This is a genomic window from Acidimicrobiales bacterium (assembly GCA_035531755.1).
Lineage (GTDB): Bacteria > Actinomycetota > Acidimicrobiia > Acidimicrobiales > UBA8190 > DATKSK01.
In genome coordinates this window covers 18,274-43,715 of sequence record DATKSK010000044.1, presented here as the reverse complement: position 1 = coordinate 43,715, position 25,442 = coordinate 18,274, and the positions used below count along the sequence as shown (strand labels likewise).

At 73.0% G+C, this 25,442-nt stretch carries 27 protein-coding genes; 8 read left to right on the top strand and 19 right to left on the bottom strand.

The genetic code is table 11. The features are described 5' to 3' along the window. The coding region (locus tag VMV22_09525; protein ID HUY22569.1) for a hypothetical protein at nucleotides 1-727 on the bottom strand (727 nt) is incomplete at its 3' end. Between the two features lie 281 nt (nucleotides 728-1,008). Between VMV22_09525 and glpK the strand changes: the two genes are divergently transcribed. The 3 genes from glpK to VMV22_09510 all read left to right on the top strand — a co-directional run bounded on the left by glpK (nucleotide 1,009) and on the right by VMV22_09510 (nucleotide 5,023). Beyond that, nucleotides 1,009-2,538, top strand: coding sequence for a glycerol kinase GlpK (glpK, locus tag VMV22_09520; protein HUY22568.1), 1,530 nt, complete (start codon nucleotides 1,009-1,011; stop codon nucleotides 2,536-2,538). An 87-nt stretch (nucleotides 2,539-2,625) separates the two neighbouring features. Continuing rightward, entirely contained in the window at nucleotides 2,626-4,413 is a 1,788-nt protein-coding gene (locus tag VMV22_09515) for a cytochrome c biogenesis protein DipZ (GenBank protein HUY22567.1), read from the top strand. 91 nt (nucleotides 4,414-4,504) lie between these two features. Beyond that, nucleotides 4,505-5,023, top strand: coding sequence for a DinB family protein (locus tag VMV22_09510; GenBank protein ID HUY22566.1), 519 nt, complete (start codon nucleotides 4,505-4,507; stop codon nucleotides 5,021-5,023). A 72-nt stretch (nucleotides 5,024-5,095) separates the two neighbouring features. On the opposite strand, the gene VMV22_09505 is transcribed toward VMV22_09510, so the two are convergent. Continuing rightward, complete coding sequence (locus tag VMV22_09505) at nucleotides 5,096-6,250, bottom strand: hypothetical protein (GenBank protein HUY22565.1); 1,155 nt, start codon at nucleotides 6,248-6,250, stop codon at nucleotides 5,096-5,098. Nucleotides 6,251-6,410: 160 nt separating this feature from the next. Further along, on the bottom strand, nucleotides 6,411-7,184 hold the full coding sequence (locus VMV22_09500) for a lysophospholipid acyltransferase family protein (GenBank protein ID HUY22564.1): 774 nt from the start codon (nucleotides 7,182-7,184) through the stop codon (nucleotides 6,411-6,413). A gap of 90 nt (nucleotides 7,185-7,274) precedes the next feature. Between VMV22_09500 and VMV22_09495 the strand changes: the two genes are divergently transcribed. Then, a complete protein-coding gene (locus VMV22_09495) occupies nucleotides 7,275-7,898 on the top strand; it encodes a TetR family transcriptional regulator (protein ID HUY22563.1) in 624 nt (207 codons plus the stop codon). A 132-nt stretch (nucleotides 7,899-8,030) separates the two neighbouring features. Here the strand turns inward: VMV22_09495 and VMV22_09490 are convergent, their stop codons facing one another. The 8 genes from VMV22_09490 to VMV22_09455 all read right to left on the bottom strand — a co-directional run bounded on the left by VMV22_09490 (nucleotide 8,031) and on the right by VMV22_09455 (nucleotide 14,434). Beyond that, on the bottom strand, nucleotides 8,031-9,023 hold the full coding sequence (locus VMV22_09490) for a potassium channel protein (protein HUY22562.1): 993 nt from the start codon (nucleotides 9,021-9,023) through the stop codon (nucleotides 8,031-8,033). 65 nt (nucleotides 9,024-9,088) lie between these two features. Beyond that, the gene (locus tag VMV22_09485; protein ID HUY22561.1) at nucleotides 9,089-10,297 is read right to left on the bottom strand and encodes an aminotransferase class I/II-fold pyridoxal phosphate-dependent enzyme; all 1,209 of its coding nucleotides are present in this window, start codon (nucleotides 10,295-10,297) and stop codon (nucleotides 9,089-9,091) included. Between the two features lie 21 nt (nucleotides 10,298-10,318). Beyond that, nucleotides 10,319-11,011, bottom strand: a complete 693-nt coding sequence (locus VMV22_09480) for an LLM class flavin-dependent oxidoreductase (GenBank protein ID HUY22560.1) — start codon at nucleotides 11,009-11,011, stop codon at nucleotides 10,319-10,321. A 15-nt stretch (nucleotides 11,012-11,026) separates the two neighbouring features. Further along, nucleotides 11,027-12,025 (bottom strand): ROK family protein, encoded by a 999-nt coding sequence (locus VMV22_09475; protein ID HUY22559.1) that lies wholly within the window; start codon nucleotides 12,023-12,025, stop codon nucleotides 11,027-11,029. A gap of 46 nt (nucleotides 12,026-12,071) precedes the next feature. Next, nucleotides 12,072-12,521 carry an SRPBCC family protein gene (locus VMV22_09470; protein HUY22558.1) on the bottom strand — a complete coding sequence of 150 codons (450 nt, stop codon included), beginning with the start codon at nucleotides 12,519-12,521 and terminating at the stop codon, nucleotides 12,072-12,074. A gap of 81 nt (nucleotides 12,522-12,602) precedes the next feature. After that, nucleotides 12,603-13,745: a glycosyltransferase family 4 protein gene (locus tag VMV22_09465; GenBank protein HUY22557.1), complete on the bottom strand. Its 1,143-nt coding sequence runs from the start codon at nucleotides 13,743-13,745 to the stop codon at nucleotides 12,603-12,605. A 108-nt stretch (nucleotides 13,746-13,853) separates the two neighbouring features. Beyond that, on the bottom strand, nucleotides 13,854-14,075 hold the full coding sequence (locus VMV22_09460) for a hypothetical protein (GenBank protein HUY22556.1): 222 nt from the start codon (nucleotides 14,073-14,075) through the stop codon (nucleotides 13,854-13,856). Nucleotides 14,076-14,173: 98 nt separating this feature from the next. Further along, a complete protein-coding gene (locus VMV22_09455) occupies nucleotides 14,174-14,434 on the bottom strand; it encodes a hypothetical protein (GenBank protein ID HUY22555.1) in 261 nt (86 codons plus the stop codon). Between the two features lie 126 nt (nucleotides 14,435-14,560). On the opposite strand from VMV22_09455, the gene VMV22_09450 reads away from it, so the two are divergent. Both VMV22_09450 and VMV22_09445 read left to right on the top strand, forming a co-directional pair. Next, nucleotides 14,561-15,295, top strand: a complete 735-nt coding sequence (locus VMV22_09450; protein HUY22554.1) for an exonuclease domain-containing protein — start codon at nucleotides 14,561-14,563, stop codon at nucleotides 15,293-15,295. Between the two features lie 14 nt (nucleotides 15,296-15,309). Then, nucleotides 15,310-15,591 carry an Lrp/AsnC ligand binding domain-containing protein gene (locus tag VMV22_09445; GenBank protein HUY22553.1) on the top strand — a complete coding sequence of 94 codons (282 nt, stop codon included), beginning with the start codon at nucleotides 15,310-15,312 and terminating at the stop codon, nucleotides 15,589-15,591. A gap of 16 nt (nucleotides 15,592-15,607) precedes the next feature. Here the strand turns inward: VMV22_09445 and VMV22_09440 are convergent, their stop codons facing one another. The 4 genes from VMV22_09440 to VMV22_09425 form a co-directional block, all read right to left on the bottom strand. After that, nucleotides 15,608-16,123: a nuclear transport factor 2 family protein gene (locus VMV22_09440; GenBank protein ID HUY22552.1), complete on the bottom strand. Its 516-nt coding sequence runs from the start codon at nucleotides 16,121-16,123 to the stop codon at nucleotides 15,608-15,610. A gap of 132 nt (nucleotides 16,124-16,255) precedes the next feature. After that, the gene (locus VMV22_09435; protein HUY22551.1) at nucleotides 16,256-16,609 is read right to left on the bottom strand and encodes a hypothetical protein; all 354 of its coding nucleotides are present in this window, start codon (nucleotides 16,607-16,609) and stop codon (nucleotides 16,256-16,258) included. Between the two features lie 81 nt (nucleotides 16,610-16,690). Beyond that, nucleotides 16,691-17,767 carry an anthranilate phosphoribosyltransferase gene (trpD, locus tag VMV22_09430; GenBank protein ID HUY22550.1) on the bottom strand — a complete coding sequence of 359 codons (1,077 nt, stop codon included), beginning with the start codon at nucleotides 17,765-17,767 and terminating at the stop codon, nucleotides 16,691-16,693. Between the two features lie 35 nt (nucleotides 17,768-17,802). Next, entirely contained in the window at nucleotides 17,803-18,978 is a 1,176-nt protein-coding gene (locus VMV22_09425; protein ID HUY22549.1) for an acyl-CoA dehydrogenase family protein, read from the bottom strand. A gap of 102 nt (nucleotides 18,979-19,080) precedes the next feature. Between VMV22_09425 and VMV22_09420 the strand changes: the two genes are divergently transcribed. Both VMV22_09420 and VMV22_09415 read left to right on the top strand, forming a co-directional pair. Next, nucleotides 19,081-21,144, top strand: coding sequence for an ABC transporter ATP-binding protein (locus tag VMV22_09420; protein ID HUY22548.1), 2,064 nt, complete (start codon nucleotides 19,081-19,083; stop codon nucleotides 21,142-21,144). Next, entirely contained in the window at nucleotides 21,144-23,162 is a 2,019-nt protein-coding gene (locus tag VMV22_09415) for an ABC transporter ATP-binding protein (protein ID HUY22547.1), read from the top strand. Before VMV22_09420 ends, VMV22_09415 begins: the two co-directional genes overlap by 1 nt. 16 nt (nucleotides 23,163-23,178) lie before the next feature. Here the strand turns inward: VMV22_09415 and VMV22_09410 are convergent, their stop codons facing one another. The 4 genes from VMV22_09410 to VMV22_09395 all read right to left on the bottom strand — a co-directional run bounded on the left by VMV22_09410 (nucleotide 23,179) and on the right by VMV22_09395 (nucleotide 25,436). After that, a complete protein-coding gene (locus VMV22_09410; GenBank protein ID HUY22546.1) occupies nucleotides 23,179-23,655 on the bottom strand; it encodes a RidA family protein in 477 nt (158 codons plus the stop codon). Between the two features lie 31 nt (nucleotides 23,656-23,686). After that, nucleotides 23,687-23,929, bottom strand: a complete 243-nt coding sequence (locus tag VMV22_09405; GenBank protein HUY22545.1) for a WhiB family transcriptional regulator — start codon at nucleotides 23,927-23,929, stop codon at nucleotides 23,687-23,689. A gap of 316 nt (nucleotides 23,930-24,245) precedes the next feature. Next, entirely contained in the window at nucleotides 24,246-24,860 is a 615-nt protein-coding gene (locus tag VMV22_09400; GenBank protein HUY22544.1) for a DUF3501 family protein, read from the bottom strand. 135 nt (nucleotides 24,861-24,995) lie between these two features. After that, on the bottom strand, nucleotides 24,996-25,436 hold the full coding sequence (locus VMV22_09395; GenBank protein HUY22543.1) for a rubrerythrin family protein: 441 nt from the start codon (nucleotides 25,434-25,436) through the stop codon (nucleotides 24,996-24,998). Between the last annotated feature and the right edge of the window lie 6 nt (nucleotides 25,437-25,442).

Genomic DNA, 25,442 nt, shown 5'->3' with positions numbered 1-25,442 from the left:
GACACCACTGGAGCATGTCCTCGGGATGGAGCTCGCCCGCTGGCACAAAGTGTCCGTAGTGCTCGTCGCTGCATTTCCACACGAGGTGGTCAGCCGTGACGTCGAGTTGGTGCCCCGCCTTGGTGTGGATCCGGAGGACGTTCTTCCGCCCGTTGTGCTTGACGGCAACGACCCGCGTCAGCCCGAAAGCGTCGAAGACCTTCGCCCCGATGGCGTTCTCCTCGACGAGCTGGCCGATGGGGACCAGGCCCTCAGGTGTGCTCACCAAGGCGTGGTACGGCTGGCACGCGCTCGCCTGCTGTGGCACGCCCCGCACCCCGATGTTGAACCACACCGGGGAGTTGAAGGCGGCGCGCTGGTTCACGATGATGTGCTTCAGCTCGTCGCGGAAGATCTCGGCCTCGTCGGCGTCCTCGAAGTAGCCGTCCTTGATCCCCCAGTCGGCGATGGTGTCGGCCACGCGGTCGGCGACCTGGCGCAGCGACCACTCCCGCTCGGGGGAGCCGGGGGTGCCGCGGAAGTACTTCTGGGCGAGGATGTTGGTGGCGTTCAGGCTCCAGCCGGCGGGCACCTCGACGTCGAGCTGCTCGAAGGCCACGCTGCCGTCGCGGTAGTCGGTGATGCGCGAGTCGCGTCGCTCCCACGCGATCTCGTCGTAGGGGTGGACCCCCTCGGTCGTGAAGTGCCGCCGAAGGCCGATGGTGGTCCGCTGCGGGGCGATTGCCATGGTGTCCTCCACCTTTTCGTTGGGTCCCAGCGTAGGTTTTCCGTGGCCGGGAGCGGTGCGGGCCGGCCGGCCCGCTGCTGCCCCGATACCACAAGATGTTGTGGTTCCCCCCTGAGGGCCCCACCAGATGCGGTGGCTATTACAGCACTGTAGTTACGAGGGTGTCAACGGCCTCGGCCCCACGTCCTCCCTGGTCGGCACCCGTTCGCGAAAGTTTGCATTTCCGGCCACCGGGGAGCCCCTCCGAGGGGCCGGGCACGACCCGGATAGGGTCCCGCCCCGTGGCCTGCGTGATCGCCGTGGATGCCGGGACGAGCAGCGTCCGGGCGCTCGCCGTGGACGAGCACGGGGCGGTCCTCGACGTGTCGCAGCGCGAGCTCACCCAGCACTTCCCCCGTCCGGGCTGGGTCGAGCACGACCCGGCCGAGATCTGGGCCGCCGTGGTCGCCACCCTCGGCGAGGTGGCCAGTCGCCGCGGCGACGCCGGCGACGCCGTGGCCGCCGTCGGCATCACCAACCAGCGCGAGACGGTGGTGGCCTGGGACCGGTCGACGGGCCGCCCCCTGCACCGCGCCCTCGTGTGGCAGGACCGCCGCACGGCGGCTCGCTGCGACGAGCTGCGCCGGGAGGGTCGGCTCCCCCTCGTCCGGGCGCGCACGGGCCTCGTCCTCGACCCGTACTTCTCGGCCACCAAGATGGAATGGCTCCTCGGCCCCGGCGGCGTCGAGGTCACGTCCGACCTCGTGCTGGGCACGGTCGACGCCTGGGTGCTGTGGAACCTCACCGGCGGCACCGACGGCGGCACCCTCGCCACCGACCCGTCGAACGCGTCGCGCACCATGCTCTTCGACATCTCGGCGATGGCGTGGTCCGACGAGCTGTGCGACCTCTTCGGCGTCCCCCGCAGCGCCCTCCCCGAGGTCCAGCCGTCGTGCGGGCGGTTCGGCGTCGTGCGGGTCGCCGTCGGCGACCGGGGCGACGCCCTCGTCGGCGTGCCCGTGAGCGGGGTGGCGGGCGACCAGCAGGCGGCTCTGTTCGGCCAGGCCTGCCTGTCGCCGGGGATGGCCAAGGTGACCTACGGGACGGGGAGCTTCGTCCTCATGAACGTCGGTGAGCGCTGCCCGCCGCCGTCGGAGGGCCTCCTCACCACGGTGGCCTGGGACCTCGGTGGGCGCGGCGGCTCGTCACCCGTGGCATACGCGCTCGAAGGCGCCGTGTTCGTCACCGGCGCGGCGGTGCAGTGGCTGCGCGACGGTCTCGGCCTCATCGAGGAGGCGGCCGACGTCGGACCGCTGGCCGCCCGGGTCGACAGCAGCGAGGGCCTCTACGTGGTCCCCGCCTTCACCGGGCTCGGCAGCCCCTGGTGGGACCCCTACGCCCGCGGGACCATCACGGGGATCACCCGGGGGGTCGGCGCCGCCCACATCGCCCGGGCCGTGATCGAAGCGATGGCATACCAGGTGCGCGACGTCGTCGACGCCATGGCCGCCACCGCCACCGGTGTCGCCGCCCTGCGCGTCGACGGCGGCGCGGCGGTGCTCGACCTCCTGCTCCAGATCCAGGCCGACCAGCTGCGCGTGCCCGTGTGCCGACCGGCCACCACCGAGACCACGGCGTTGGGGGCGGCCACCCTGGCCGGGCTGGCCGAAGGCGTGTGGGGCACGCCGGCGGACGTCGCTTCCACCTGGTCGCCCGACGCCGAGTTCGGCCCCCGGGCATCGGCGGTGGCCGCCGACAGCGCGTACGCCGGCTGGCGCCGCGCCGTCGAGCGGTCCCTGGCGTGGGCCGCGCCGGGCACCGAGGAGACCTAGCGCCCGACCCCGACGCCGATCCCGGCGCACCGCTCCCTACGATGACCTGGCCCCGATCGGGCCACGGGGCGAAGGGGGCGGCGGGCCGTGCTGCTGCTGTACGTCATCGGCTTCCTGGCAGGACTGGTCGCCGGCATCTCCCCGTGCATCCTGCCCGTGCTGCCCGTCGTTCTCGTGGCGGGCGCCTCGGCCCCGGTGCAGGACTCGTCGGCCGACGACGGCGTCGAGGCGGGGGGTGGACGGCCCGAGCCCGAACCCGGCGGCGCCCCGACGACCGGCCGGGCGCCGGTTCGCTCCCCGCGGCGCAGCTACCGCGCCTACGCGGTCGTGGCCGGGCTGGTGGTGAGCTTCACCGTCTTCACCCTGGTGGGCTCGTCGCTGCTCAGCGCGCTCGGCCTGCCCCAGGATTTCCTGCGCGACGCCGGCCTCGTGGTCCTCGGGGCGGCCGCCGCGGGCCTCATGGTCCCCGCCCTCGGCCACGTCCTGGAACGCCCCTTCGCCCGGTTGGGACGGCGCCAACCGACCACCGATGCCGGCGCCTTCGTCCTCGGCCTCGGGCTGGGCGTGCTGTTCGTGCCCTGCGCCGGGCCGGTGCTCGCCGCCATCACCGTCGTGAGCGCCATGCACCAGGTGGGCCTGCGTGCCGTGGTGCTCACGATCGACTTCTCGCTCGGGGCGGCCGTCCCGCTCTTGGCCGTGGCCCTCGCCGGGCAACGGGTGGCCGAGCGCGTGAAGGCGTTGCGGTCCCGGGCCCCTGTCGCCCGGCGGATCGGCGGCGCCGTGCTCCTGGCCATGACCCTGCTGATCGCCTTCAACGTCACCGACGGCCTCCAGCGTGACGTGCCCGGGTACACGAGCGCGCTCCAGAAGCACATCGAGGGCGGCGCCTACGCCACACACCAGCTGGCGTCGCTCACGAGCGGGTCGGGCGCGTCGCCGTCGCTCGCCGACTGCACCCCCGGCGTGCCCGTGCTCGAGGACTGCGGCGCCGCCCCCGACTTCCGGGGCGTCACGGCCTGGCTCGACACGCCGGGGGGCCGCCCCCTGACGCTGAAGGGACTGCGGGGCAAGGTGGTGCTCGTCGACTTCTGGACGTACTCGTGCATCAACTGCCAGCGCTCGCTTCCCCATGTCGAGTCGTGGTACTCGCGTTACGAGGCCGACGGGTTCGTCGTCGTGGGCGTGCACACCCCCGAGTTCGCCTTCGAGCATGTCGTCTCCAACGTCGTGACGGCGTCGCACCAGCTGGGCGTGCGGTACCCGGTGGCCGTCGACGACGGGTACAAGACGTGGACCGCCTACAGCAACCAGTACTGGCCGGCCGAGTACCTGATCGACGCCAGCGGCCACGTCCGCCACGCCGAGTTCGGCGAGGGCGACTACCGCGTGACCGAGTCGCTCATCCGCCAACTCCTGGTGGCCGCCCACCCCACCCTCCGGCTGCCGGGCACGACCCACGTCCCCGACGTCACCCCCACCGGCGCGCTCACCCCCGAGTCGTACCTCGGCTACACGCGTGTGCAGAACTTCGCCGGCACCTCGATCACCCCGGACCGCGCCGCCGCCTACCGGTTCCCGGCGGTCCTGGCCCCCGGCACCCTGGCGCTGGCGGGGACGTGGACGGTGGGCAAGGAGAAGGCCACCGCCGGGGCCGGGGGGCGCCTGGAGCTGTCGTTCCACGCCAAGCGCGTCTACCTCGTCCTCGGGGGCACCGGCACCGTCGACGTGGCGGTGGACGGCCTGCACACGCAGACCGTCGCCGTGTCGGGCATCCCCCGCCTCTACACGCTGGTGCAGGCGCCCGGTGTCGAGTCGGCCACGTTGGTGCTGGGCATGTCGCCGGGCATCGATGCCTACGACTTCACCTTCGGGTGAGCGAGCCCAGCGGGGCCCAGCCGCAGTCCATGTCGACCGTCGTCGGGACGTGGCTGGACGACGACGGGAACCGGCGGTAGGACTGGTACCCGTGGTGGACGACCTCCTCGACCCGCGCCGCGTCGAGCCGCCCTTCGTGGCGAGCGAGCGGGCCATGCTCGCGGGGTGGCTCGAATTCCATCGCGTCACGCTCCTCTTGAAGTGCGAGGGCCTCGACGATGCCCGCCGCAAGGCCCGGCCGATCCCCACGTCGAAGCTGTCGCTGCACGGCCTGGTGCGCCACATGGCCGAGGTCGAGCGGTCCTGGTTCCGGCGGACGCTTCTCAGCGCGCCGGAGACGCCGCCCATCTGGTACGACCCGGCGATCGAGGACAGTGAGCTCGTGCCGCTCGACGACGCCGACTGGGCGGCCGACCTGGCCGCATGGCAGGAGGAATGCGGGCACAGCCGGGCGGCCGCGGCGGCCCACGACCTCGACGACACCGGCCTGCGCCACGGCGAGCCCTGTTCGCTGCGATGGATCTACACCCACATGATCGAGGAGTACGCGCGGCACAACGGCCACGCCGACCTCATCCGCGAGCTCGTCGACGGTGCCGTCGGCTGGTGAGCACCCACGACACCGTCGCGCAACCCCACGCCTCCGACGTCGCCGGCGCGTCACGCCGGGGACGCCGGTGCGTCACGGTTGGATCAGAAGGTTGCCGAGTGACGCGTATGCCAGGAAGACGATCGGCAGCATGAACGCGAACGAGATGGCGATGGGCTGCCATCCACGGCGACGAGTCACCGCCGCCACCGCGATCAGCGCCGGGAACGCCCACGCCAGGAAGCGCGGCTTGAACCCGAGGCTGTTGCTCACGAACATCAGCGCGAACGTGGCGATGCAGTACCCGGTCAACAGCAACGGGGGCTTCGCCCGCACCAGCACCACGATCGAAGCGACGACGGCCACGAGTCCCACCCACTCCATCCAGCCCTTGCCCTGGAAGCCACCGGACCACGGATGGACGAGCAGGACCAGCAACGACTTGCCGAAGTCGACCTGGGCGCTCCAGGCTTGGTGTTGAAGGTGCCACCAGTACAGCATGTCGTGGTACCTGAGACCGAGCCCCACCACGTAGGCGACGAACCCCATCGGAATGAGCGCCGCGGCCACCAGCGCACGCGGCGCCCTGCGTCCACGGAGCGCCTGCACGACGGCGACGAGGGCCGCCACCGTCAGCGGTAGCGCCATGGGGCTCGTCGCGGTGGCGACGGCGCCGGTGACGCCTGCCCAGAACCATCGCTCCTTGACCATGAGCAGCAGGCAACCTGCGGCCAGCGCCAGCCCGACGCACTCGCTGTACGTCATGCCCCAGGCGATGGCCATACCCGGGAACACCGAGAAGAGCATCGCCCCGATGCTCCCGACGCGTTGACCGTAGACGGCTGTTCCGAGCCGCCAGACGAGGATCACCGACACGGCGCCGGCCACCAACGAGACGGCCACTGCCGCCTGCACCGCGGTGAACCCGGCGAACTCGACGGCCCGGATGAGCACGGGGAACACCGGTTCGAACCCGGCGGCACCGTAGGTGAGGTGTCCACCGGCCGTGGGGGCAGAGGCGGGATAGCCATGGGCGGCCACCGACAGGTACCAGTGCCCGTCCCAGGCCGTCAGCGGCCCGTCGGGGTGCGTCCCGTAGGTGAGGTGGCCCGCCAGCGCGTCGGCGACCAGCAGGCCGGCCCGCACGATCGCGTAGATCCCCAGGAGGGGCAGGGCCGGGCGGAACCACCGATAGGCGGGCTCGACCCACGGTGCAAAACCGAACCTCTCCCATCCCGATCGTGGCACCGGGGGTGCACCGACGGAAGGATGGTCAACCCAGACTGATCGAGCGATCGCCACCACGGACCCCCCGCTAATGGGCTCCCAATACTGTAACGACTGGGTCGGCAACGACCGGGATCAGCAGCGACTGGGATCAGCAGCGACCGGGTCGAGAACGACTCGGTCAGGCGGCGGAATCAGACGCAGCCGACTCGGGCTGCGGTGCCACGGGCGGCACCGGCGCCGGTGCATGGCCGTCGCCGTTCGGCGACGAGTGGACGTGAGCCACCTCGGCGCCCCCGACCACGCCGTGGCGCTTGGCGTAGCGGTCGACGTACTCCTGGCCCGACAGGGAGCGGATCTCGAACATCAGCTCGTCGGTCACGAGGCGCAGGGTGAGCGGGTCGGCGGCGGCGTCCCCGCCGACCCGGGCCAGGTGGAGCGGCGGCCCGAACCGCACCACGACCTTCTTGAACGGCCGGGGCAGGTTCGAGCCCGGGAGCTGCACCCGCGACGTCCCGACCAGCCCGACGGGGATGACAGGGGCACTGCACCCGATCGCCAGTCGCGCCACCCCGGTGTGGCCGCGGTAGAGGCGGCCGTCGGGCGATCGGGTCCCCTCGGGGTAGATGCCGAGCACCTTGCCGTCGGCCAGGACGTCGCGGGCGGCGGCCAGCGCCCGCTCCGACGCGCTCCCGCCCTCGCGGCGCATGGGGATCTGGCCGGCGGCTCGGAAGAACCACGCCGTCTTCCACGAGTCGAAGTACTCGGACTTGGCCACGAAGGTGACCCGCCGGCGCAGCACCAGCGGCAGGAACAAGGAATCGAGGAAGGTGACGTGGTTGGGGGCCAGGATCACGGGCCCCGTGGTGGGGACGTGCTCGCGCCCCTCGACCTTGATCCGCCACAGCAGGAAGAAGATGGGGCTGAGCAGGACCTTCAGCACCCAGTAGGCCACGGGCACACGGTAGCGCGCCGCATGGCGCGCCGCCGTGGACGCTGGCCGGGGGCCCCCGGTCCCTGCCCCCGCGGGCGGTAGCTTCTGGCGATGGCACGCCGCTTGACCGCACGGGGGCAGCGGCGGCGCCAGGAGCTGCTCGACTTCGCGGCGCGCCAGTTCGCCTCACAGGGCTACCACCCGACATCGGTCACCGACATCGTGGACGGCCTGGGCGTGGGCAAGGGCGTCTTCTACTGGTACTTCGCCTCGAAGGAGGAGCTGTTCCGTCAGATCCTGGCGGACGCCCAGCGCGACCTGCGGCGCAACCAGCGCCAGGCCATCGGGGACGAGCCCGACCCCGTGCGGCGCATCGAGGCCGGCATCAAGGTCACGGTGGCGTGGCTCGACGCCAACCGCCACCTCTTCACCCTGCTCGAGTTCGCCCGCACCGAGGAGCGCTTCGCCGCACTCATCCGCCAGGGCGAGGAGCAGGCGGTCGCCGACGCCCTCCCGCACGTGAAGGCGGGCATCGCCGCGGGCATGATCCGGCGCGACGATCCCCTGGTCCTGGCGCACGGCATCCTGGGCGTGACCGACCGCCTGGCGCGGGTCCTCGTCCTCGAACAGGGCCGGGCCGCCGAGGAAGCCGGTGCGGCGGCCGTCGCCTTCTGCCTCGAGGGGATCCTCTCCCCCGCCGCCGCCCAACGCCGCCTGGGACGCAGCCCCGGCTGACGGGTGCGCCGCGACTGGACACCGGTGCCGGAGAAGTCGCCGACATGCGGCGCGAGCCGGCGCCGGGCGGCGTCGTCATCGCCGGCCACCTCGCCGAAGACCGCGGCGGCCGAGAGTTCGGGCGCAGCCACCTCAGGACTGCGCCGCGAAGCGCGCCAGGGCGTTGAGCTGCGCGGCCGTTCCGACGCCGATCAGGACGTCGCCCGCCTCCACGGTGACCTCGGGCGCCGGATTGGTGGCGAAGGTCCCGTCCGGGCGGCGGATGGCGAGCACCAGGGCACCCGTGGTGTCGTGGAGGCGGACGGCCCGCAGCGTGTTGCCCGTCAGGGGCGAGGTGGCCGACACCGGCATCTCCTCGAGCCGGAACTCGAGCGTGCCGTCGTGCATGACGACGTCCACGAAGTCGACGACGTGGGGCTGGGTGACGAACGACGCCATGCGGTCCCCGCCGAGCTGCTGGGGGTTGACGACGCGGTTGGCGCCCGCCCGGATGAGCTTCGGCTCGGAGGACTCGTTGCGGGCCCGGGCGATGATCTGGAGGTCGGGGCGCATCGACCGGCACGCCACCGTGACGAAGAGGTTGTCGGCGTCGGTGTCGAGGGCGGCGACGAGGGTGGCGGCCCGCTCCACGCCCGCGGCCATGAGGGTGGCGTCCTCGGTCACGTCACCGGTGACCGACGGGTACGGCACCTCGCTCATGCGCGCCGCGTCGCGGTCCACCACCACGACCTGGCGGCCGGCGGCGTCGAGGAAGCGGGCCACCTCGCGGCCGACCCGTCCCCATCCGCACACCACCACGTGCCCGGACATGCGGTCGATGTTGCGCTCCATGGACCGTCTCCTCATCAGGTCGCGCATGTGGCCCTCGAGCAGGACTTCGAGGACTGCGGAAAAGGAATAGAGGGCGGTGCCCACGCCCACCAGGATCAGGGCGATGGTGAAGATCTTGCCGCCGGCGCCCAGGGGGTGCCCGGTGCCGTAACCGACGGTGGTGACCGTGATCACGGTCTGGTACAGGGCGTCGAGGAAGCTGTAGCCGAGCGCCAGGTAGCCCACGGTGCCCGCCAGCACCACCAGGACCAGGGCCGCCAACCCGATCCGCACCCTCCGGAATGGATCCCGCACGGGCGCCATCATGCCCGACACCGCCCCCTGCGCCCGCCGGCCGGTGTCCCGGTCGCCGAGCGGGGTCAGTGCAGCTTCGTGAGCGTCCGCCGCAGGTTGCGGACGGCCTGGCCGATGCGCTGCTCGTTCTCGATGAGCGCGAAGCGCACGTGGCCGTCGCCACCGGGGCCGAACCCGACCCCCGGTGACGTGGCCACCTCGGCCTCCGACACCAGGAACGAGGCGAACTCGAGCGATCCCATCTCGCGGTAGGGCTCGGGGATGGGCGCCCACACGAACATGGTCCCCTTGGGCGGGGTCAGGGCCCACCCGATCCGGTTGAGACCGTCGCACAGCGCGTCGCGGCGGGCCAGGTAGGTCTCGTTGACCCACTTCGGGTAGTCGGGTGCCTCGTTCATGGCCACGATGGCGGCGATCTGGATCGGCTGGAAGGTGCCGTAGTCGAGGTAGCTCTTCAGCTTGGTGAGCGCGGCCACCACCTCGGCGTTGCCGACGAGGAACGCCACGCGCCACCCCGCCATCGAGAACGACTTGGTCAGCGAGTACAGCTCCACCGCCACGTCCTTCGCCCCGGGCACCTGCAGGATCGACGGCGGGCGGTAGCCGTCGAAGGCGATGTCGGCGTAGGCGAAGTCGTGCACGAGCACGATGTCGTGCTCGCGGGCGAAGTCCACGATGCGCTGCATCCACGCCAGGTCGACGCAGGCGGTGGTGGGGTTGTGGGGGAACGACAGCACGATGACCCGCGGCTTGGGCCACGCCGACCCCCACGACTCCATCAGGTTGTCGAAGAACGCCTCCGACGCCGGCGTGCCGTCGGCGTCGCCGGCACCGGCCTGCTCCAGGCGGACCTGGCGCACCTCGGCACCGGCGAACAGCGGGGCGTAGATGTGGATGGGGTACGACGGCGACGGCACGAGGGCGCTGTCACCCGGCCCGAGCAGCACCCACATCAGGTGCGACAGGCCCTCCTTGGCGCCGATGGTCGTCACGACTTCGGTCTCGGGGTCGAGCTCGACGCCGAAGCGCCGCAGATAGAGCGAGGCGATCGCCTGGCGCAGCTTCGGGATGCCCCGGCTCGCCGAGTACCGGTGGTTGCGCGGGTTGTGCACCGCCTCGGCCAGCTTCTCGACGGCCGCGCCGGGGGACGGCAGGTCGGGATTGCCGAAACCGAGATCGACGACGTCCGAACCGGCTCGACGGGCCGCCAGCTTCAGCGCCTCGATGTGCGCGAAGACGTACGGGGGCAGGCCGTTGATCCGTCGGAATTCCATGGCGAAAGGTTACCGGTGGCTTCAGGCGCCCCGGACCAGTGCGGCCGCTTCGGCGACGGCCTGCAGGGACTCGGGCCAGGCGCACACCGCCCAGGTCGCCCCGGCGCGGGCCAGCTCCGACAGCCACTCGGCGGCCTCCGCCACGCCGGCGGGCACGGGGCCACCCCAGGTGACCTCGCAGCGCGTCCGGAGTGCCGCCACGGCGGCCGGCTGTCCCTCCCACAGGTTGACCGCGGCGCCCACGTCCACCGCCAGCTCGACCGTGGCGCGGGCGCCGCCGCCCACCCACACCGGGATGCCCGCCGCCAACAGCCGCCGGGCGCAGTCGCCGAGCGACAGCCGGCGGGCGTCGGGCGGCGCCACGGGGATGCCGTAGGCGAGGTTCTCGGCGGCGCTCTTGCGGTCCCCGGTGCCGAGCCCCGCGATCAGCCGGCCCGGCGCCATGAGGTCGAGCGACACCAGCTCGGCCACCAGCACGTCGTCGGGGAGGAGGCCGACGCGCGCCACGAGCGGCCCGAACCGGATCGTGCTCGTGCTGGCGGCGACGGCGCCGAGCACGGGGAACGCCGACAGCGCGGGGCGCCGCGGCGCGCCCATGGGCCACAGGTGGTCGAACACGAAGACGCCGTCGAGGCCGAGCGCCTCGGCGCGGCGCGCGGCGTCGAGGGCGGCGGCGTCGTCCCGGAACGTCGGCAGCGTGACCCCGATCCGCACGGCGCCGGCTCCCGGTCAACCCGCGTCGGACCGGTAGCGGTCCCCGGCGCGGGCCACCAGCGCGGCCCCGATGGCCCCGGCGCGCTCGCCGAGCTGCGCGGGCACGATCCGCACGTCGGGCCGGTAGACGCGACCCTCCAGGAGGTCGTTGAACGAGTCGCGCACGGCGTCGAGGACGAGGGTGACGGTGTCGACGAGGCCCCCGCCGTAGACCATGACGGCGGGGTCGAGGGCGAGGGCGAGGTTGGACAGGCCGAGCGCCAGCCACCACCCGAGCTCGGTCAGCACCGCCAGGGCGCCGGCGTCGCCCGCCTCGGCGGCCATCGTGACGTGCTCCCCCCTCACCGACTCGGCGTCGCCACCGGCGAGGTGCACCACCTCGTCCAACCGCCCGGCGTGGGCCGCTTCGCGAGCGAGGCGCCCGAGGCCGCTGCCCGAGGCGAAGCGCTCCCAGCAGCCACGCTTGCCGCACGGGCACGGCGGGCCCGTCGGGTCGACCACCATGTGGCCGACCTCCCCCGCGAACCCCGACGCCCCGCGCACCACGTGGCCCCCGGCGATCAGCCCGCCCCCGATCCCCGTGCCCAGCGTGACCAGCACGGCGTCGGCGGCGCCGGCGGCGGCCCCGAACGCCCACTCGCCCACCGTGGCGCACGTGGCGTCGTTGTCGACGACGGTGCGCAGCCCCCCGAGCCGTGTCGAGAGGCGCCCGGCGATGTCGAGGCCGGCCCCGGCGGGCAGGTTCGGGGCGAAGCGCAGCATCCCGGTGTTGTCGACCAGGCCCGGGGCCCCCACCCCCACCGACACGACCTCGGCGTCGACCGTGGCCCGCAGCTGCCCGGCCACCGCCGCCAGGGCCTCGATCACGGGCTCGCCACCGCCGTCGGCGGACCCGGCGACGCGACCGGGCGTCGGCACCCGGACCTCGGCGAGCACCTCGCCGGCGGCGTCGAGCGCCAGGCCCAGCACCTTGGTCCCCCCGACATCGATCCCGAGCGTCACCCCCCCGGGCACGGCACCCTCCTGCAGGACGGGGCGCGCCGCGGCGGTGGCGCCGCGCTCACGTCGTGAGCGAGGACTCGACGCGTGCTTTCAGCTCCTCGAGCGCGGTGTGCATGATGCGGCTCTGGGCTCTGCGCTTGATGAACCCCGGGAGCGGGACCCGCAGCTCCACCTCGAGCGTGTAGGTCACCTCGGTGGAACCGTCCCCGGTGGCCTCGAACCGGTAATCGCCGTCGAGCTTGGCGGTGAGGTCACCGGCGGTCTGCTTCCAGGCGAGGGTGCGGGGGGCGCCCGCGTAGTCGTAGGCGAGGGTGTAGCTGGTGGACCGGCCGAAGGCGCCGGCGCGGAACGTGGCCGCGGCGGGACGGCCCTCGGCGTCATGACCCTCGATCACGACCTGCTTGATGTCGGCCGCCCACTCCGGGTAGCGCTCGACGTCGGCCGCCACGGCGAAGCACTGCTCGGGCGTGGCGGCGACGACCATTCGCTCGGTGGCCAGTTCCGCCACAACCGCTCCTTTGCTCGTGAGTCATGACGGGCTGCACCGACCACCTGCCGCACCCGGGTCCCGGGGCCCGGTGGGCGGCGATCAGCCTTCCACGTCCTGCAACGCCGCGGCCAGCCTATGTGCGAGGAGGTCCCAGGCGAAGCTCTTTACGGCCCGACGCCGGGCGGCCCTTCCCATGCGGCGACGCAGGGCGTCGTCGGTCAGGAGCCGGCGCAGGGCCGCGGCCACGCGCCCGGGGTCGCGCGGGTCGTCCACGACCAGGCCGGTCTCCCCGTGGACGACGGCCTCGTCGGCCCCGCCGCTGCGCCCGGCCACCTGCGGCACGCCGCACGCGGCGGCCTCCAGGAAGACGATGCCGAAGCCCTCCTGCTCGAGGCCGAGCCAGCGGTCACGACAGGCCATCACGAAGACGTCGGCCACGCCGTACAGCGCGGGCAGCTCGGCGTCGGCGACCGCGCCCACCAACCGCACGGGGGCGCCGGTCGACCGCACGCGGGCGTCGAGTCGGGCACGGTCGCGGCCGGCGCCGGCGATCACGACGGTCAACCCGGGGAACGAGGGCTCGAGCGCGGCGGCCGCGTCCACGAGCACGTCCATGCCCTTGCGGGGGACCAGGCGGCTGACGCTCACCACCACGGGGGCGTCGAGGGGCAGGCCCATGCGGGCCCGGGCGGCGCGGCGGGCGGCCGCGGTCAGGGGCCGCAGACGGTCCGTGTCCACGCCGGGCGGGACGTCGACGACCGGCGGCATCCGGCTGCCGGCCACCCGCCGCCCCTCGGCCTCCGGGTACGTCCCGGCGCACACCGCCAGCCGGGCGCGCGCCAGCACGGCCGCCATGGCCTGGCGCGACCCGGGCAGCCGGCCGGGAGCGGTCACTTCGGCACCGTGGAGGACCACGGCGTACGGCAGGTCGCCGAGGGCGGGCCCGGCGAGCGCCAGCGGGAGCGCGGGGTCGATGACGACGAGCGAGGCGCCCGAGTCCCGGGCGAGCGCCCGGATGGCCCGCACCGTCGCCGGGGTGGGCAGGAGCACCCGGCCGGGCACGCGCTCGATGCGGAACCCGAGTCCCTTCTGCTCGGCGTCGAAGGCGGGGGCGTCCGCGTGCGACGACGCCGTGAGCACCGCGAACGACGACGGGTCCAGCCGCCGCCACAGCTCCCACAGGTACGACTGGATGCCCCCCACCTTGGGCGGGAAGTCGTTGGTGACGAGAAGGTGGCTCACCCCCCGCCTCCCGCGCCCGGCCCGTGCACGGGCCCATGGTGGCACGCCCCCGGCGGCCCGCCGCCCGGCAGGGAGCTGTCGCCCCCGCCCGACCGGCCCGGCCGGGGATCAGGCGGTGGCCCAGTCCCGGTCGGCGCCCGAGTGCCGAAGGTCGGGCACGAGCCCGGCTCGCGACAGCATCCGCATGGCGCGCGCCTCTTCCACGTCGACCACGACGGCGTCGTCGGGCTCGCGCCCGAGCACGAAGGTCACGAGGCAGTCCTGGCAGGCCGGCGAGCCCTGCAGCTCGCAGTCGTCGCAGCTGATGCAGATGGTCGCTCCGGTGGTCACGTGTCCCTTTCGGTCCGCTCCGCCCTCGATCACGTCGGCGCCAGGCTCGCACGGGGGTGTGACGCCGGGGCGGCCGGGGCGCGTCAGGCCGGGGCGCGTCAGGCCGGGGGGCCGCCCGCCTCGGCCGCCGTCGGGCTGGGATCGCCGTCCCCCACGTCGTCGACCACCTCGACGGCGCGGCCGTGCCCGCACCAACGGCAGCTCACCTCGACGACGGACTCGGAGAGCACCTGCTCGTCCTCGACCGACAACTCGCCGCCCACGCTGAAGTGATGGAAGGCGCGAGTGCGCCGGTCGGTCACGACGTCGAAGCGCGTGAGGTTCCCGCATGCCGCGCAGCGGTACCGGACGGGGGCCACGGGCCCACGCTACCGCCGCCGCGCCGCCCTGCGGCCGCCGACCGGGCGGCCCTGCCCCGCCTTGCGGCGGCCCGGGGCGGCGGACGGTCCGCCCCGCCGTACACCCTGGTGCTTACGATCTCCCCAGTGTCGATCGCCTCTTCCCGGTGGGCGCGTTGGGTGGGCCTGAGCGCCCGGCTCGAGGCGCGGTCGGCCGCCGCCACGGCCACCACGGCCCTGCCGTCCGGCGTGGACCCGTGCACGGCGCTGTTCGACGTCCCCTTCGCCGTGATCGACGTGGAGACGACGGGGGGGTCGCCGGCCACGTCCACGCTCACCGAGATCGCCGCGGCCACCTACCGCGGCGGCGAGTGCCTCGGCACCTTCCAGACGCTGGTCGACCCCGGGTGCGGCGTCCCACCGCTCATCTCGCTGCTCACGGGGATCACCGACGACATGCTGATCGGCGCCCCGCCCGTGTCGTGCGTCCTGCCGTCGTTCCTGCAGTTCGTGCGGGGGTCGGTGCTCGTGGGCCACAACGTCTCGTTCGACCTGTCGTTCCTCGATGCGGCCCTGCGCGCCGAGGGGCGCGGGCCGCTCGACAACACCGTCGTCGACACCCTGGCGCTGGCGAGGCGCCTGGTGCGCCCCGAGGTGCCGAACTGCCGGCTGCGCACCCTCGCCACGTGCCTGGAGCTCGAGCACCTGCCCTCGCACCGCGCCCTCGACGACGTGCGGGCCACCGCGGACCTCCTCCACCGCCTGATCGAGCGCGCCACCGGCTTCGGCGTCTTCGTGCTCGCCGACCTGGTCGACCTGGTGGCCACGCCCGTCGCCGGCCTGGTCGGCACCCCCGGCCTCAGGCCGGCGCGGGTGTCGTAGGTAGGCTCGGGGGCGTGCTCCACGCCTTCGTGCTCATCGACGCCGAGCCGTCCCGCATCGCCGCACTGTGCGAGGAGCTCGCCGCCACCGACGGGATCAGCGAGGTGTTCTCGGTGGCCGGGGGCGTCGCCGACCTCATCGCCATCGTGCGGGTCCGCCACCACGACGACCTGGCGGACGTGGTCACGCGCCGGATCGCCGCGCTGCCGGGGATCCAGGAGACGACGACCCTCGTGGCCTTCCGGGCGTACAGCCGCCACGACCTCGAGGCCATCTGGGACATCGGGCCCGCCTGACGGCGCGCCGCCGGGATCACACCAGGATCCTGGTCCAGCCCTCGCCCACCGGGGACATGAACACGGTCGTGAGCGTCATGGACCGGTGCATCCATACCCCGTCGACCCGCGCGTACTCGTCGTCCTCGTAGCCCGACATCCAGTACGACGTGCCCTCGGCTCGCCGGCACGGGCTCAGCAGGTCCCAGCGGGCCACCGCGGTGTCGCCGTCGACCTCGATGCGCGGGTTCACGAAATAGTGGCGCGCGAACGTGAGCGTCGGCTCGCGCAGCCGCGCCGCGATGGCCCTGCGGCCGGTGACCCGCCCGAGCCCGGGACCGCCGTCCCAGGTGCCGTCAGGGGTGAAGAGGCCGGCCACGGCCTCGGCGACCTGCGCCAGACGATCGGCGTCCACGACCGCCCCCGCCGAGAAGCGTCGGTCCACGAGCTCGGCGTAGCGCGCCTTGAGCGTCTGGATGGCGAGCACGCTCTCGGCCACCACCACCCGGGTGCGGAGCGCGGCCACCTCGGCCGCCAATGCCTCGACGGTCATCACCGTGACCACCCTCCTCGGTCGCTGGGATGCCGGCCCTGCCATTATCGGACCCAGCCGGTACGGGGTGCGTCGACGGGCCGGTCGGGGTGCGTCGACGGGCCGGTCGGGCCCTGGCGGTGCGATCGTCTCTCAGACGACCCCGAGCTGCCCGTAGGTGCTGCAGAGCCCCACCGCCTCGATGACCACGAAGGCCACCACGATGGTCGCGATCACGACGAACCGCCACCGGCCGCCGCCTCGTGCCATGACCGCCGGCATGTACCAGACGGGGAGCGTGGCGGGAGCCGGCGCGCCCGAAGACTGCGACAGAGACTGCGACAGGTACTCGTGCAGGGGAACCGCATCGGGGCCCACCGGCTCGTCGGGGTCGGCGGCGAGGGCCAGGGCGGTGAGCTCGTCGTCGCCGATGCACGGCAGGTCGGTGCCGGGGCCCGGCCCGCGCTCCGCGTCCGGCCGCTCCACCCGGTCGCGAGTCGCGCGCACGGTCGGCACGCTAGCCCTCCTCCTGGCGTCGGCGTGGTCGCCCCGCCGACACCGACCACCATCGCCGCACTCCGCCACCGGTCACGGTGCGGGCACCTCGTCTGCGGCCGCCTGCGAGGTGCGCACCAGCCGGTCGAGCGCGTCGAGCGCGTCGCCGCCGTCGATGACGGCGCGCGCCCGCTCGACGCCCTGCGCCAGGTCCGGGCTGACCCCCGCCACCACGAGGCCGGCGGCGGCGTTCAGCACGGCGATGTCGCGGTGAGGTCCCCGCTCCCCCGCCAGCACGCGCCGCACCACCCCGGCGTTCTCGGCGGCGTCGCCGCCGCGCAGCTGGTCGAGCGTGGCCGGGGCGAGGCCGAGCGCCTCGGGCGTCACCGTGGTGCGGCGCACCTCGCCGTCCTCGCCGGCTGCGATGATCGAGGACGGCCCGGTGGTCGACAGCTCGTCGAGGCCGTCGGCACCGTGCACCACCATGGCGCGGCGGGCGCCGTTCGCCACGAGCACGCCGAGCATGGTCTGCGCCATGGCGGGGTCGCTCACCCCGACGACCTGCAGGCGGGCGCGGGCCGGGTTGGCCAGGGGGCCCAGGAAGTTGAAGACGGTGGCGACACCGAGCTCGCCGCGCACCGGGACGGCGTAGCGCATCGCCGGGTGGAAGCGGGGTGCGAAGCAGAACCCGATGCCGGCCTCCTCGATGCACCGGGCCACACCCGCGGGCCCGAGGTCGATGACGACGCCGAGAGCCTCGAGGACGTCCGCCGACCCGGCCGCCGACGACGCCGCCCGGCCGCCGTGCTTGCACACCCGGGCGCCCGCGCCCGCCACCACCAGGGCGGCGATGGTCGAGACGTTGATGGAGCGGCTGCGGTCGCCGCCGGTGCCGCACGTGTCGACGAGCTCTCCGGGCACGACGAGCGGCTCGGCGTGAGCCAGCATGGCCCGCACCAGGCCCGTCATCTCCTCGACGGTCTCCCCCTTCATCCGCAGCGCCACGATGAACGCGGCGATCTGCGCGGACGTGGCCGCGCCGGCGAGGATCTCGCCCAGCGCCACGCCCGCCTCGTCGGCGCCGAGGTCCTGTCCCGCCACCAGGCGACCGAGGACACCGCGCCAGCCGCCGAGGGCGGCGAAGGCGCTCTCGCTCTCAACCTCGCTCACGACCGGTCCGTCGTCGTCACCGTCGACCCCACCGGTCAGTCCCACCACAGGTCGCGGTCGAGGACGCCCCGGGCCACCAGGCCGAGCTGCACCTGGCTGGTGCCCTCCACGATGGTGAGCTGCTTGGCGTCGCGGTACCACTGCTCGGTGGGGTGGTCCGCCATGTACCCCGCCGCGCCGAGCAGCTGCACGGCCAACCCCGAGGCGCGCACGGCGAGCTCGGTGGCGTGGTACTTGGCCGCCGACAGCAACGGCACCCACTCCTTCGTGAACTTGCCCTGGTCTGCCAGCCAGGCGGCGCGGTAGGTGAGCAGGCGGGCCGCCTCGAGGTCGACGGCGCACTTGGCGATCTCCCACTGCACGCCCTGGAAGTCGGCGATGGTCTTGCCGAATGCGGCGCGCTGCTGGACGTACTCGGTGGCGTACATGAGCGCGCCCTCCGCCAGCCCGATCCCCCGGGCGGCCACGACGGGGCGCATGGCGTTGAGGCCCAGCATCGCCAGCCGGAACCCGCCGACCTCGCCGATGACGTTGGCGGCGGGGACGCGCACGTCGGTGAGGACAAGCTCGCCGGTGTCCACGCCCCGCACCCCCATCTTGTGATCGGTGCGCCCGACGACAACCCCCGGCCAGGCGCGCTCCACGATGAACGCCGTGACCGAGTCGTGGGCGCGGCTGGCGGGGTCGCCGGTCTTGGCGAACACCGTGTACCAGTCGGCCTCGCGCACCCCCGACATCCAGCACTTGGTGCCGTTCAGGACCCAGCCGCCGTCATCGGCGGGGTCGGGGGTGGCGCGCGTGCGCATGCCCATGACGTCACTGCCCGCCTGGGGTTCGGACAGCCCGAAGGCGGCCCGCCGGGCCCCGCTGGCGATGCCCGGGAGGTAGCGCGCCTTCTGCTCGTCGGAGCCCGCGATCATCACCGGTCCCGTCGGAAGGCGGGTGAGCAGGAGCATGAGGGCGGCGGTGTTGGAGTACTTCGCCACCTCCTCGATGGCGAGCGTCAGGCCGAGGATCCCCGCGCCGGAACCCCCGTGGTCCTCGGGGATGCACAATCCGAGGAGGCCGGCGTCCCTGAAGGCCTCGAACACGTCCATCGGGTACTCGCCGGACGTGTCGATCTCCCGCGCACGCGGCTTGACCTTGTCCCGGGCCAGGCGCCTGACCGTCGCCTGCAGCTCGGACAGCTCCGGGGTGAGGTCGAAATTCATGGCCCGGAGGCTACCGGACGTCCCCGGCGCGCCCCGGCGCTGCCCACGCCGTCTCGGCCGCGCCGGTGCCGAGCCCGGCGCGGCCGCCGGTAATGTCGACATGTGACCAGGGGGAACACGGGTCGTTTCCGCGCGGCCCACGACGGGAGCCCCGCAGACAACGGCACTGCAGCCGCCGACGCGGGCGCGAGGTCCACCGGCGGGTCCGCCGCCGACGGCGACGCGCCCGGTGGAAACGGCGCGTCGGCCGGTGCGTCGGCCGGTGCGTCGACCGGCGCGTCAGCCGGCACCCGTCCCACCACGAGCGTCTCCGAGCCCGCCCGGTACCACGCGCCCCGGGTCTCCATCGATCCCGACCGCACCAAGACGTGGCTGCGCCGGGCGATGCCGATCCTCCGCGCCCACCGGGGGATCTTCGTCACGTCACTGGTGCTGTCCTTCGTGGGCCTGGTCCTGCAGGTGCAGATCCCCAACCTGCTCAACCACGCCATCGACAACTCCGTGGTACGCCGCACCGTGCCCCTGCACTTCTACGTCTGGTGGGTTCTCGGGCTCGGGCTGGCCGGGGGGATCGCCGGGTACGTCTCGAGGCTGTTGCTCTTCCAGACGGCGTACGAGATCGAGTACGACCTGCGCACGATCATCTACGAGCACCTCACGCGGATGTCGTTCTCCTTCTACGACCGGGTGCAGTCCGGGCAGCTCATCTCGCGTGCCAACTCCGACATCCGCTCGGTCCAGATGTACATGACCTTCGCCCCCATGATCCTGGTGCAGTGCAGCATCGCGGTCGTCGCCTTCTGCTTCATGCTCTCCATCGACGTCCCCCTCGCCTTCGTGGCCATGGTGACGATGCCCTTCGTGTTCATCGTCGGGCACCGCATGCGAAAGGGGATGTTCCCGGTGTCCTGGCTCATCCAGGCCCGGCTGGCCGACGTCGCCACGATCGTGGACGAGAACGTCAACGGCGTCCGCGTGGTGAAGTCCTTCGCCGCCGAAGGCGAGCAGCTGCGCTCGCTGGCCAAGGCGGCCGACAAGGTGCAGTGGGGGTACGTCAAGGACGCCGACCTGCGCGCCCGGTGGACCCCTGCCGTGCAGAACCTCCCCCAGGTGGGCCTGGCGCTGGTGCTCGGCTTCGGCGGCTGGATGGTGATCCAGGGGCACCTGGGGCTCGGCGCCATCCTGGCGTTCAACTCCTACCTCCTCATGCTCCAGGCGCCGTTCATGATGCTCGGCATGATCATCATGATGGGTCAGCGCGCCGCGGCGTCGGCCGAGCGCATCTACGAGATCCTCGACGAGAAGCCCACGATCGTGGACTCACCGGGTGCCGTCGAGCTCACCGACTGCCGCGGCGACGTCCGCTTCGAGCACGTGGGCTTCTCCTACGGGGAGGGGCTCCCGGCGGTCCTCGCCGACTTCGACCTGCACCTGCACCCGGGCGAGACCGTGGCCCTGGTGGGCCGGACGGGGTCGGGCAAGTCGTCGGTGGCGCGACTCATCCCGCGCTTCTACGACGTGACGTCGGGACGGTTCCTGGTGGACGGCCGCGACGTGCGGGACCTGACGATCGAGAGCCTCCGGGCCAACGTGGGGGTCGTCCTCGACGAGGCCTTCCTGTTCTCGGTGTCGATCCGCGACAACATCGCCTACGGGCGCCCCGAGGCCGACATCGCCGACGTCGAGGCCGCTGCCCGGGCGGCGGGGGCGGACGCCTTCATCCGGGAGCTTCCCCGGGGCTACGACACGGTCGTGGGCGAGCGGGGCTACACGCTGTCGGGGGGCCAGCGCCAGCGGATCAGCATCGCCCGCACGCTGCTCGACAACCCGCCCATCCTGGTGCTCGACGACGCCACGAGCGCCATCGACGTACAGGTCGAACAGCAGATCCACGACGCCCTGCGCGTCCTCATGCAGGGACGGACCACGCTCATCGTGGCGCACCGGCTGTCGACGATCAGCCTGGCCGACCGGGTCGTGCTCCTCGAGGGCGGCCGCATCGTCGCCGACGGCACCCACGCGCAGCTGCTCGAGTCGACGCCGCAGTACGCCGAGGTCCTGGCCCAGGTGGAGCAGGAGGCCCCGCCGATGCCCGTGCCCGAGGCCGACGGCGGGCCGGCCCCGGCCGGCGCCGGCCGGCCCGGCGACGCCTACGGGGGACGCTGATGGTCTTCGGCGGTTGGGGCGGTGGGCCGGGGTTCGGCGGCGGGGGACGCCCCGGCGCGCCCGCCGTCGCCGGGCTGCCCTTCGGGGGGATCCCCTCCGAACTGCAGGACGGCGTGGACACGCTGCTGGCCGAGGAGCCGGAGCACGGCGAGCCCGACGTCGTCTTCTCCCAGCACCAGAGCGCCAAGGAGCGCCGTCGCCTCACGCTGTGGCAGCTGCTGCTCGAGTACCCCCGCATGCTGGTGGTGTCGACGGTGCTGGTGGTCACCACGAGCGTGGCGCTGCAGGCCGGCCCGAAGCTCACGCAGCTGGCCATCGACAAGGGGATGGTCCCCGGCCACCACCACCTGGACGTTGTGCTGGTGATCGCCGCTGTGTACCTCGGCTTCGTGGCCTTCACCTCGGTGGCCCAGCGGGCCCAGGTGCGGGTGACCGGCCGGTTGGCGGCCGGGGTCATGAACGACCTGCGGGTCAAGGTCTTCTCGCACCTGCAACGGTTGTCGCTGGACTTCTTCACAGCGGAGAAGGCCGGGGTGGTGATGACGCGGATGACCAGCGACATCGAGAACCTCCAGCAGCTCCTGCAGGACGGCCTGGCCCAGTTCGCGGTGCAGGGGCTGACCATGGTGATCATCACGGTCATCCTCTTCACCACCAACGCCCTCCTGGCGCTGATCACGGTCGGACTGGTCGTGCCCATCCTGGTCGCCATGTCCCTGTGGTTCCGGGTGGCGTCCGAGCGCGGCTACGACCGGGTGCGCGACGGGATCGCCGACGTCATGTCCGACCTCTCCGAGAGCCTGCACGGCGTGCGCGTGGTGGCCTCGCACAACCGCCAACACCACAACATCGTCCATCACCGCAACGTCGTGGGCTCGTACCGCGACGCCAACATCTACACCGCCCAGATCAACGCGGTCTACGGCCCCGGCACGCAGCTGGTCGGCTGGCTGGGCCAGGGCGCGCTCCTCGCCATCGGCGGCGTCATGGTCGTGCACCACTCGCTCACCATCGGCGGGCTGATCGCCTTCTTCTTGTACCTGAACCGCTTCTTCGCCCCCATCCAGCTGCTCGTGCAGCAGTACAACAGCTTTCAGCAGGGACAGGCGTCGATCTTCAAGCTGCGCACCCTGCTCGAGACCGAGCCCACCGTCACCGAGGCACCCGACGCCACCGAGCTCCCACCCGTCGACGGCGAGATCGTCTTCGACGGCGTGACCTTCGGCTACGACCCCGAGGTCCCGGTGATCACGGACGTCGACCTGCGCATCGCGCCCGGGGAGACGGTGGCGTTCGTCGGCCCCACCGGAGCCGGCAAATCCACCTTGGCCAAGCTGATCACGCGCTTCTACGACCCCACGGCCGGCCATGTGCTCATCGACGGGCACCGCATCGAGGACGTCACGCTGGCGTCGCTGCGCCGCCAGCTCGGCGTGGTGCCGCAGGAGCCCTTCCTGTTCGCCGGGACCATCCGCGACAACCTGGCGTTCGCCCGGCCCTCGGCGTCCGACGAGGAGGTCGCCGAGGCGGTCCGCGCCGTCGGGCTCACCGAGCTGGTCGACCGGCTCCCCGACGGGGTCGACACCGTCGTCCACGAGCGCGGCCAGTCCCTGTCGTCGGGCGAACGCCAGCTCATCGCCCTGGGGCGGGCCTTCCTGGCCCATCCCCGGGTGCTCGTGCTGGACGAGGCGACGTCCAATCTCGACCTGCAGTCGGAGAACCGGATCGAGGCGGCCCTCGACGTCCTCCTCGAGGCACGAACCGCGGTGCTCATCGCCCACCGGCTCTCCACCGCCATGAAGGCCGACCGGATCGTGGTGGTGGACGGCGGCCGCATCGTGGAGACCGGGGCCCACGCCGAGCTCGTGGCCCGCGGGGGCCGGTACGCGGAGATGTACGCAGCCTGGGTCAACCAGTCCGACGACGGTGCCGAGCGCCCCGACCACGACCGAGGTGCCACTTCCGGTGCTGCTTCCGGTGCGGGTGCCGACCGCGGCGCCCCACCGCCGAAGGCCTAGCGGGCAGGCGCCGCTCTCATGCCCCGTCGGGGGCGAGCGCCACGGTGACCTCGATCTCGACTGCCCCGCCGCGGGGCAGGGCGGACACGCCGATGGCCGAGCGGGTGTGGCGCCCGGCGTCGCCGAAGACGCGGTACAGCACCCGGCTGGCACCGTCGATCACGGCGGGCTGCTCGTGGAACTCGGGCGTCGACGCCACGAACCCGGTGACGGTCAGCACGCGCTCGACGCGGTCGAGGGTCCCGAGCGCCTGCGCCAACACCGCCAGGGCGTTGAGCGCGCAGACCTCCGCCGCCCGCGCGCCCTCCTCCACCGTGACGTCGAGGCCGAGCGTGCCGATGCACGTGAGCTCGCCGGCGATCCGGGGAAGCTGCCCGGAGGTGCGCGCCACCCCGCCGTGCACCACGACGGCGTCGAGCGGGTCGTGGGGCGGGTGGGGGCCGTGCAGGGTCAGGCCGAGGGCCTCCAACCGAGCGGCGATCCGTTCCGGCACGCCGGCATCGTAGAGGCGCCGGCGGTGGGGCTCAGGCGGTCTTGCGCCGCTGGCGGTGGATCCGACGACGCTCGCGCTCGGTGGCCCCGCCCCACACGCCCTCGCGCTCGCGGTGGGCCAGGGCGTACTCGAGGCACGCCTGGCGGACCGGGCACTCGGCGCAGATCGCCTTGGCCTCCTCGGCGTCCTCGTCGGACACCGGGTAGAAGACCTCGGGGTCGATTCCCCGGCAGGCGGCTCGCTTGCGCCATATGGCGACAGAGGGGGCGGTCATCAGAGTCACTTCCTCAAGCACACTGTGCGTTCGTCGTCTTACTCTACGTGTTGTTCTCCGCTGACAAACCTGTGACCAGGGACAATGGTCCCCTGGAGGGGAAATCAGCGGAACTTCCAGTATGGCGCATGCTCGCGACTGTGTAAAGAACACCCCAGGTGGCGGGGCTTGTCCCCCGCCCCGGGCCCGCCCCGGCCCCGCCCCGGGCGCCCCGGGCCCGTCGCCTCCGTGGGCATGGAACCCCAGGTCAGCGGGGTGCCGGCGGGACACCGAGCATGCCCGCGGTGGCCAGCGGGGTGCCGGCGGTGGCCGGCGGTCAACCGCGGAGGTCGGTGAGGAGCTCGGCCCGCACCTCGTCGGGCAGTTCGGCCTCCTGGCGGTACTCGGGATGGTCGATCACCAGGACGACGGGCCCGGTGGCGAAACGTTCCACCTGGTCCGGGCTCAGCGAGACACGCACGTAGTGCACCGACGCCGTGACGGTGGGCCGGGTGAGCGCCTCCTCGTGGGCGGCCTCGGGCTCGGCGCGCACCTCCTCGCCCCCGTCGGACGACCCCCCGGTCAGCCGGAGGACGACGGAGCGCTCGATGCCCACGAGCCGGGGCAGCCACCGGCGCAGCAGGTGCTCGCCGGTCAGCTCGATGAACAGCGTCGCCGAGAGCTCCCCGGGCCCGGGGATGAGGGGGTTGTAGACATCGAGCTCCTTCTGGATCTGCTCGTCGGACGCCATGCGCTCGGCCCTCGCCATCTCCTGGACCTGTGACCGCACCGTCTCGCGGTTCTCGAACACGAGCGACACGATCGGCCCCACCGTCACGCGGCGGCGACGCTTGAGCTCGATCACCGCCCGCCGGTAGTCCTCGCGACCGCGCTCATAGGCGCGCAAGTCCTCGATGTCGTCCAGCGTGAGCGTGCGGGGGGTGCCGTCCATGGGGGAACGTCCTTGGTTTCGGTGGAGCGGGTGCCGGTGGAGATCATCGGGCCGGCCCGGACGAACCGGGCCGGCCCGGACGAACCGGGCCGGCCCGATGTGCGGCGGATCGCCGGATGTCGCCGGCGCCTCCGGTCAGGTCAGGGCCTTCAGGCCCTCGGTGAAGCGGCCGGCGTGGCTCTTCTCGGCGCGGGCCAGCGTCTCGAGCCAGTCGGCGATGTCGGCGAAGCCTTCGTCGCGCGCCGTGCGGGCGAAGCCCGGGTACATCTCGGTGTACTCGTAGGTCTCACCCTCGATGGCGGACTTCAGGTTGTCCGCCGTCGGGCCCACCGGCACACCGGTCACCGGGTCCCCGACCTCGCGGAGGAAGTCGAAGTGCCCGAAGGCGTGCCCCGTCTCGCCCTCGGCGACGGAGCGGAACAACGCGGCGACGTCCGGATAGCCCTCGACGTCGGCCTTCTGCGCGAAGTACAGGTACCGGCGGTTCGCCTGGCTCTCACCTGCGAACGCCTCTTTCAGGTTCTTCTCGGTCTGGGATCCCTTCAGTGCGGGCACGGTGCTCCCTTTCTCCTTCATCGGTTC

Bases quoted from the DNA above. Each gene is read 5' to 3' on its own strand.
- VMV22_09395 (HUY22543.1), bottom strand. From the start codon at position 25,436: ATGAAGGAGAAAGGGAGCACCGTGCCCGCACTGAAGGGATCCCAGACC.
- VMV22_09405 (HUY22545.1), bottom strand. From the start codon at position 23,929: ATGACCGCCCCCTCTGTCGCCATATGGCGCAAGCGAGCCGCCTGCCGG.
- VMV22_09495 (HUY22563.1), top strand. From the start codon at position 7,275: ATGGCACGCCGCTTGACCGCACGGGGGCAGCGGCGGCGCCAGGAGCTG.
- VMV22_09400 (HUY22544.1), bottom strand. From the start codon at position 24,860: ATGGACGGCACCCCCCGCACGCTCACGCTGGACGACATCGAGGACTTG.
- VMV22_09485 (HUY22561.1), bottom strand. From the start codon at position 10,297: ATGGAATTCCGACGGATCAACGGCCTGCCCCCGTACGTCTTCGCGCAC.
- VMV22_09425 (HUY22549.1), bottom strand. From the start codon at position 18,978: ATGAATTTCGACCTCACCCCGGAGCTGTCCGAGCTGCAGGCGACGGTC.
- VMV22_09440 (HUY22552.1), bottom strand. From the start codon at position 16,123: ATGACCGTCGAGGCATTGGCGGCCGAGGTGGCCGCGCTCCGCACCCGG.
- VMV22_09415 (HUY22547.1), top strand. From the start codon at position 21,144: ATGGTCTTCGGCGGTTGGGGCGGTGGGCCGGGGTTCGGCGGCGGGGGA.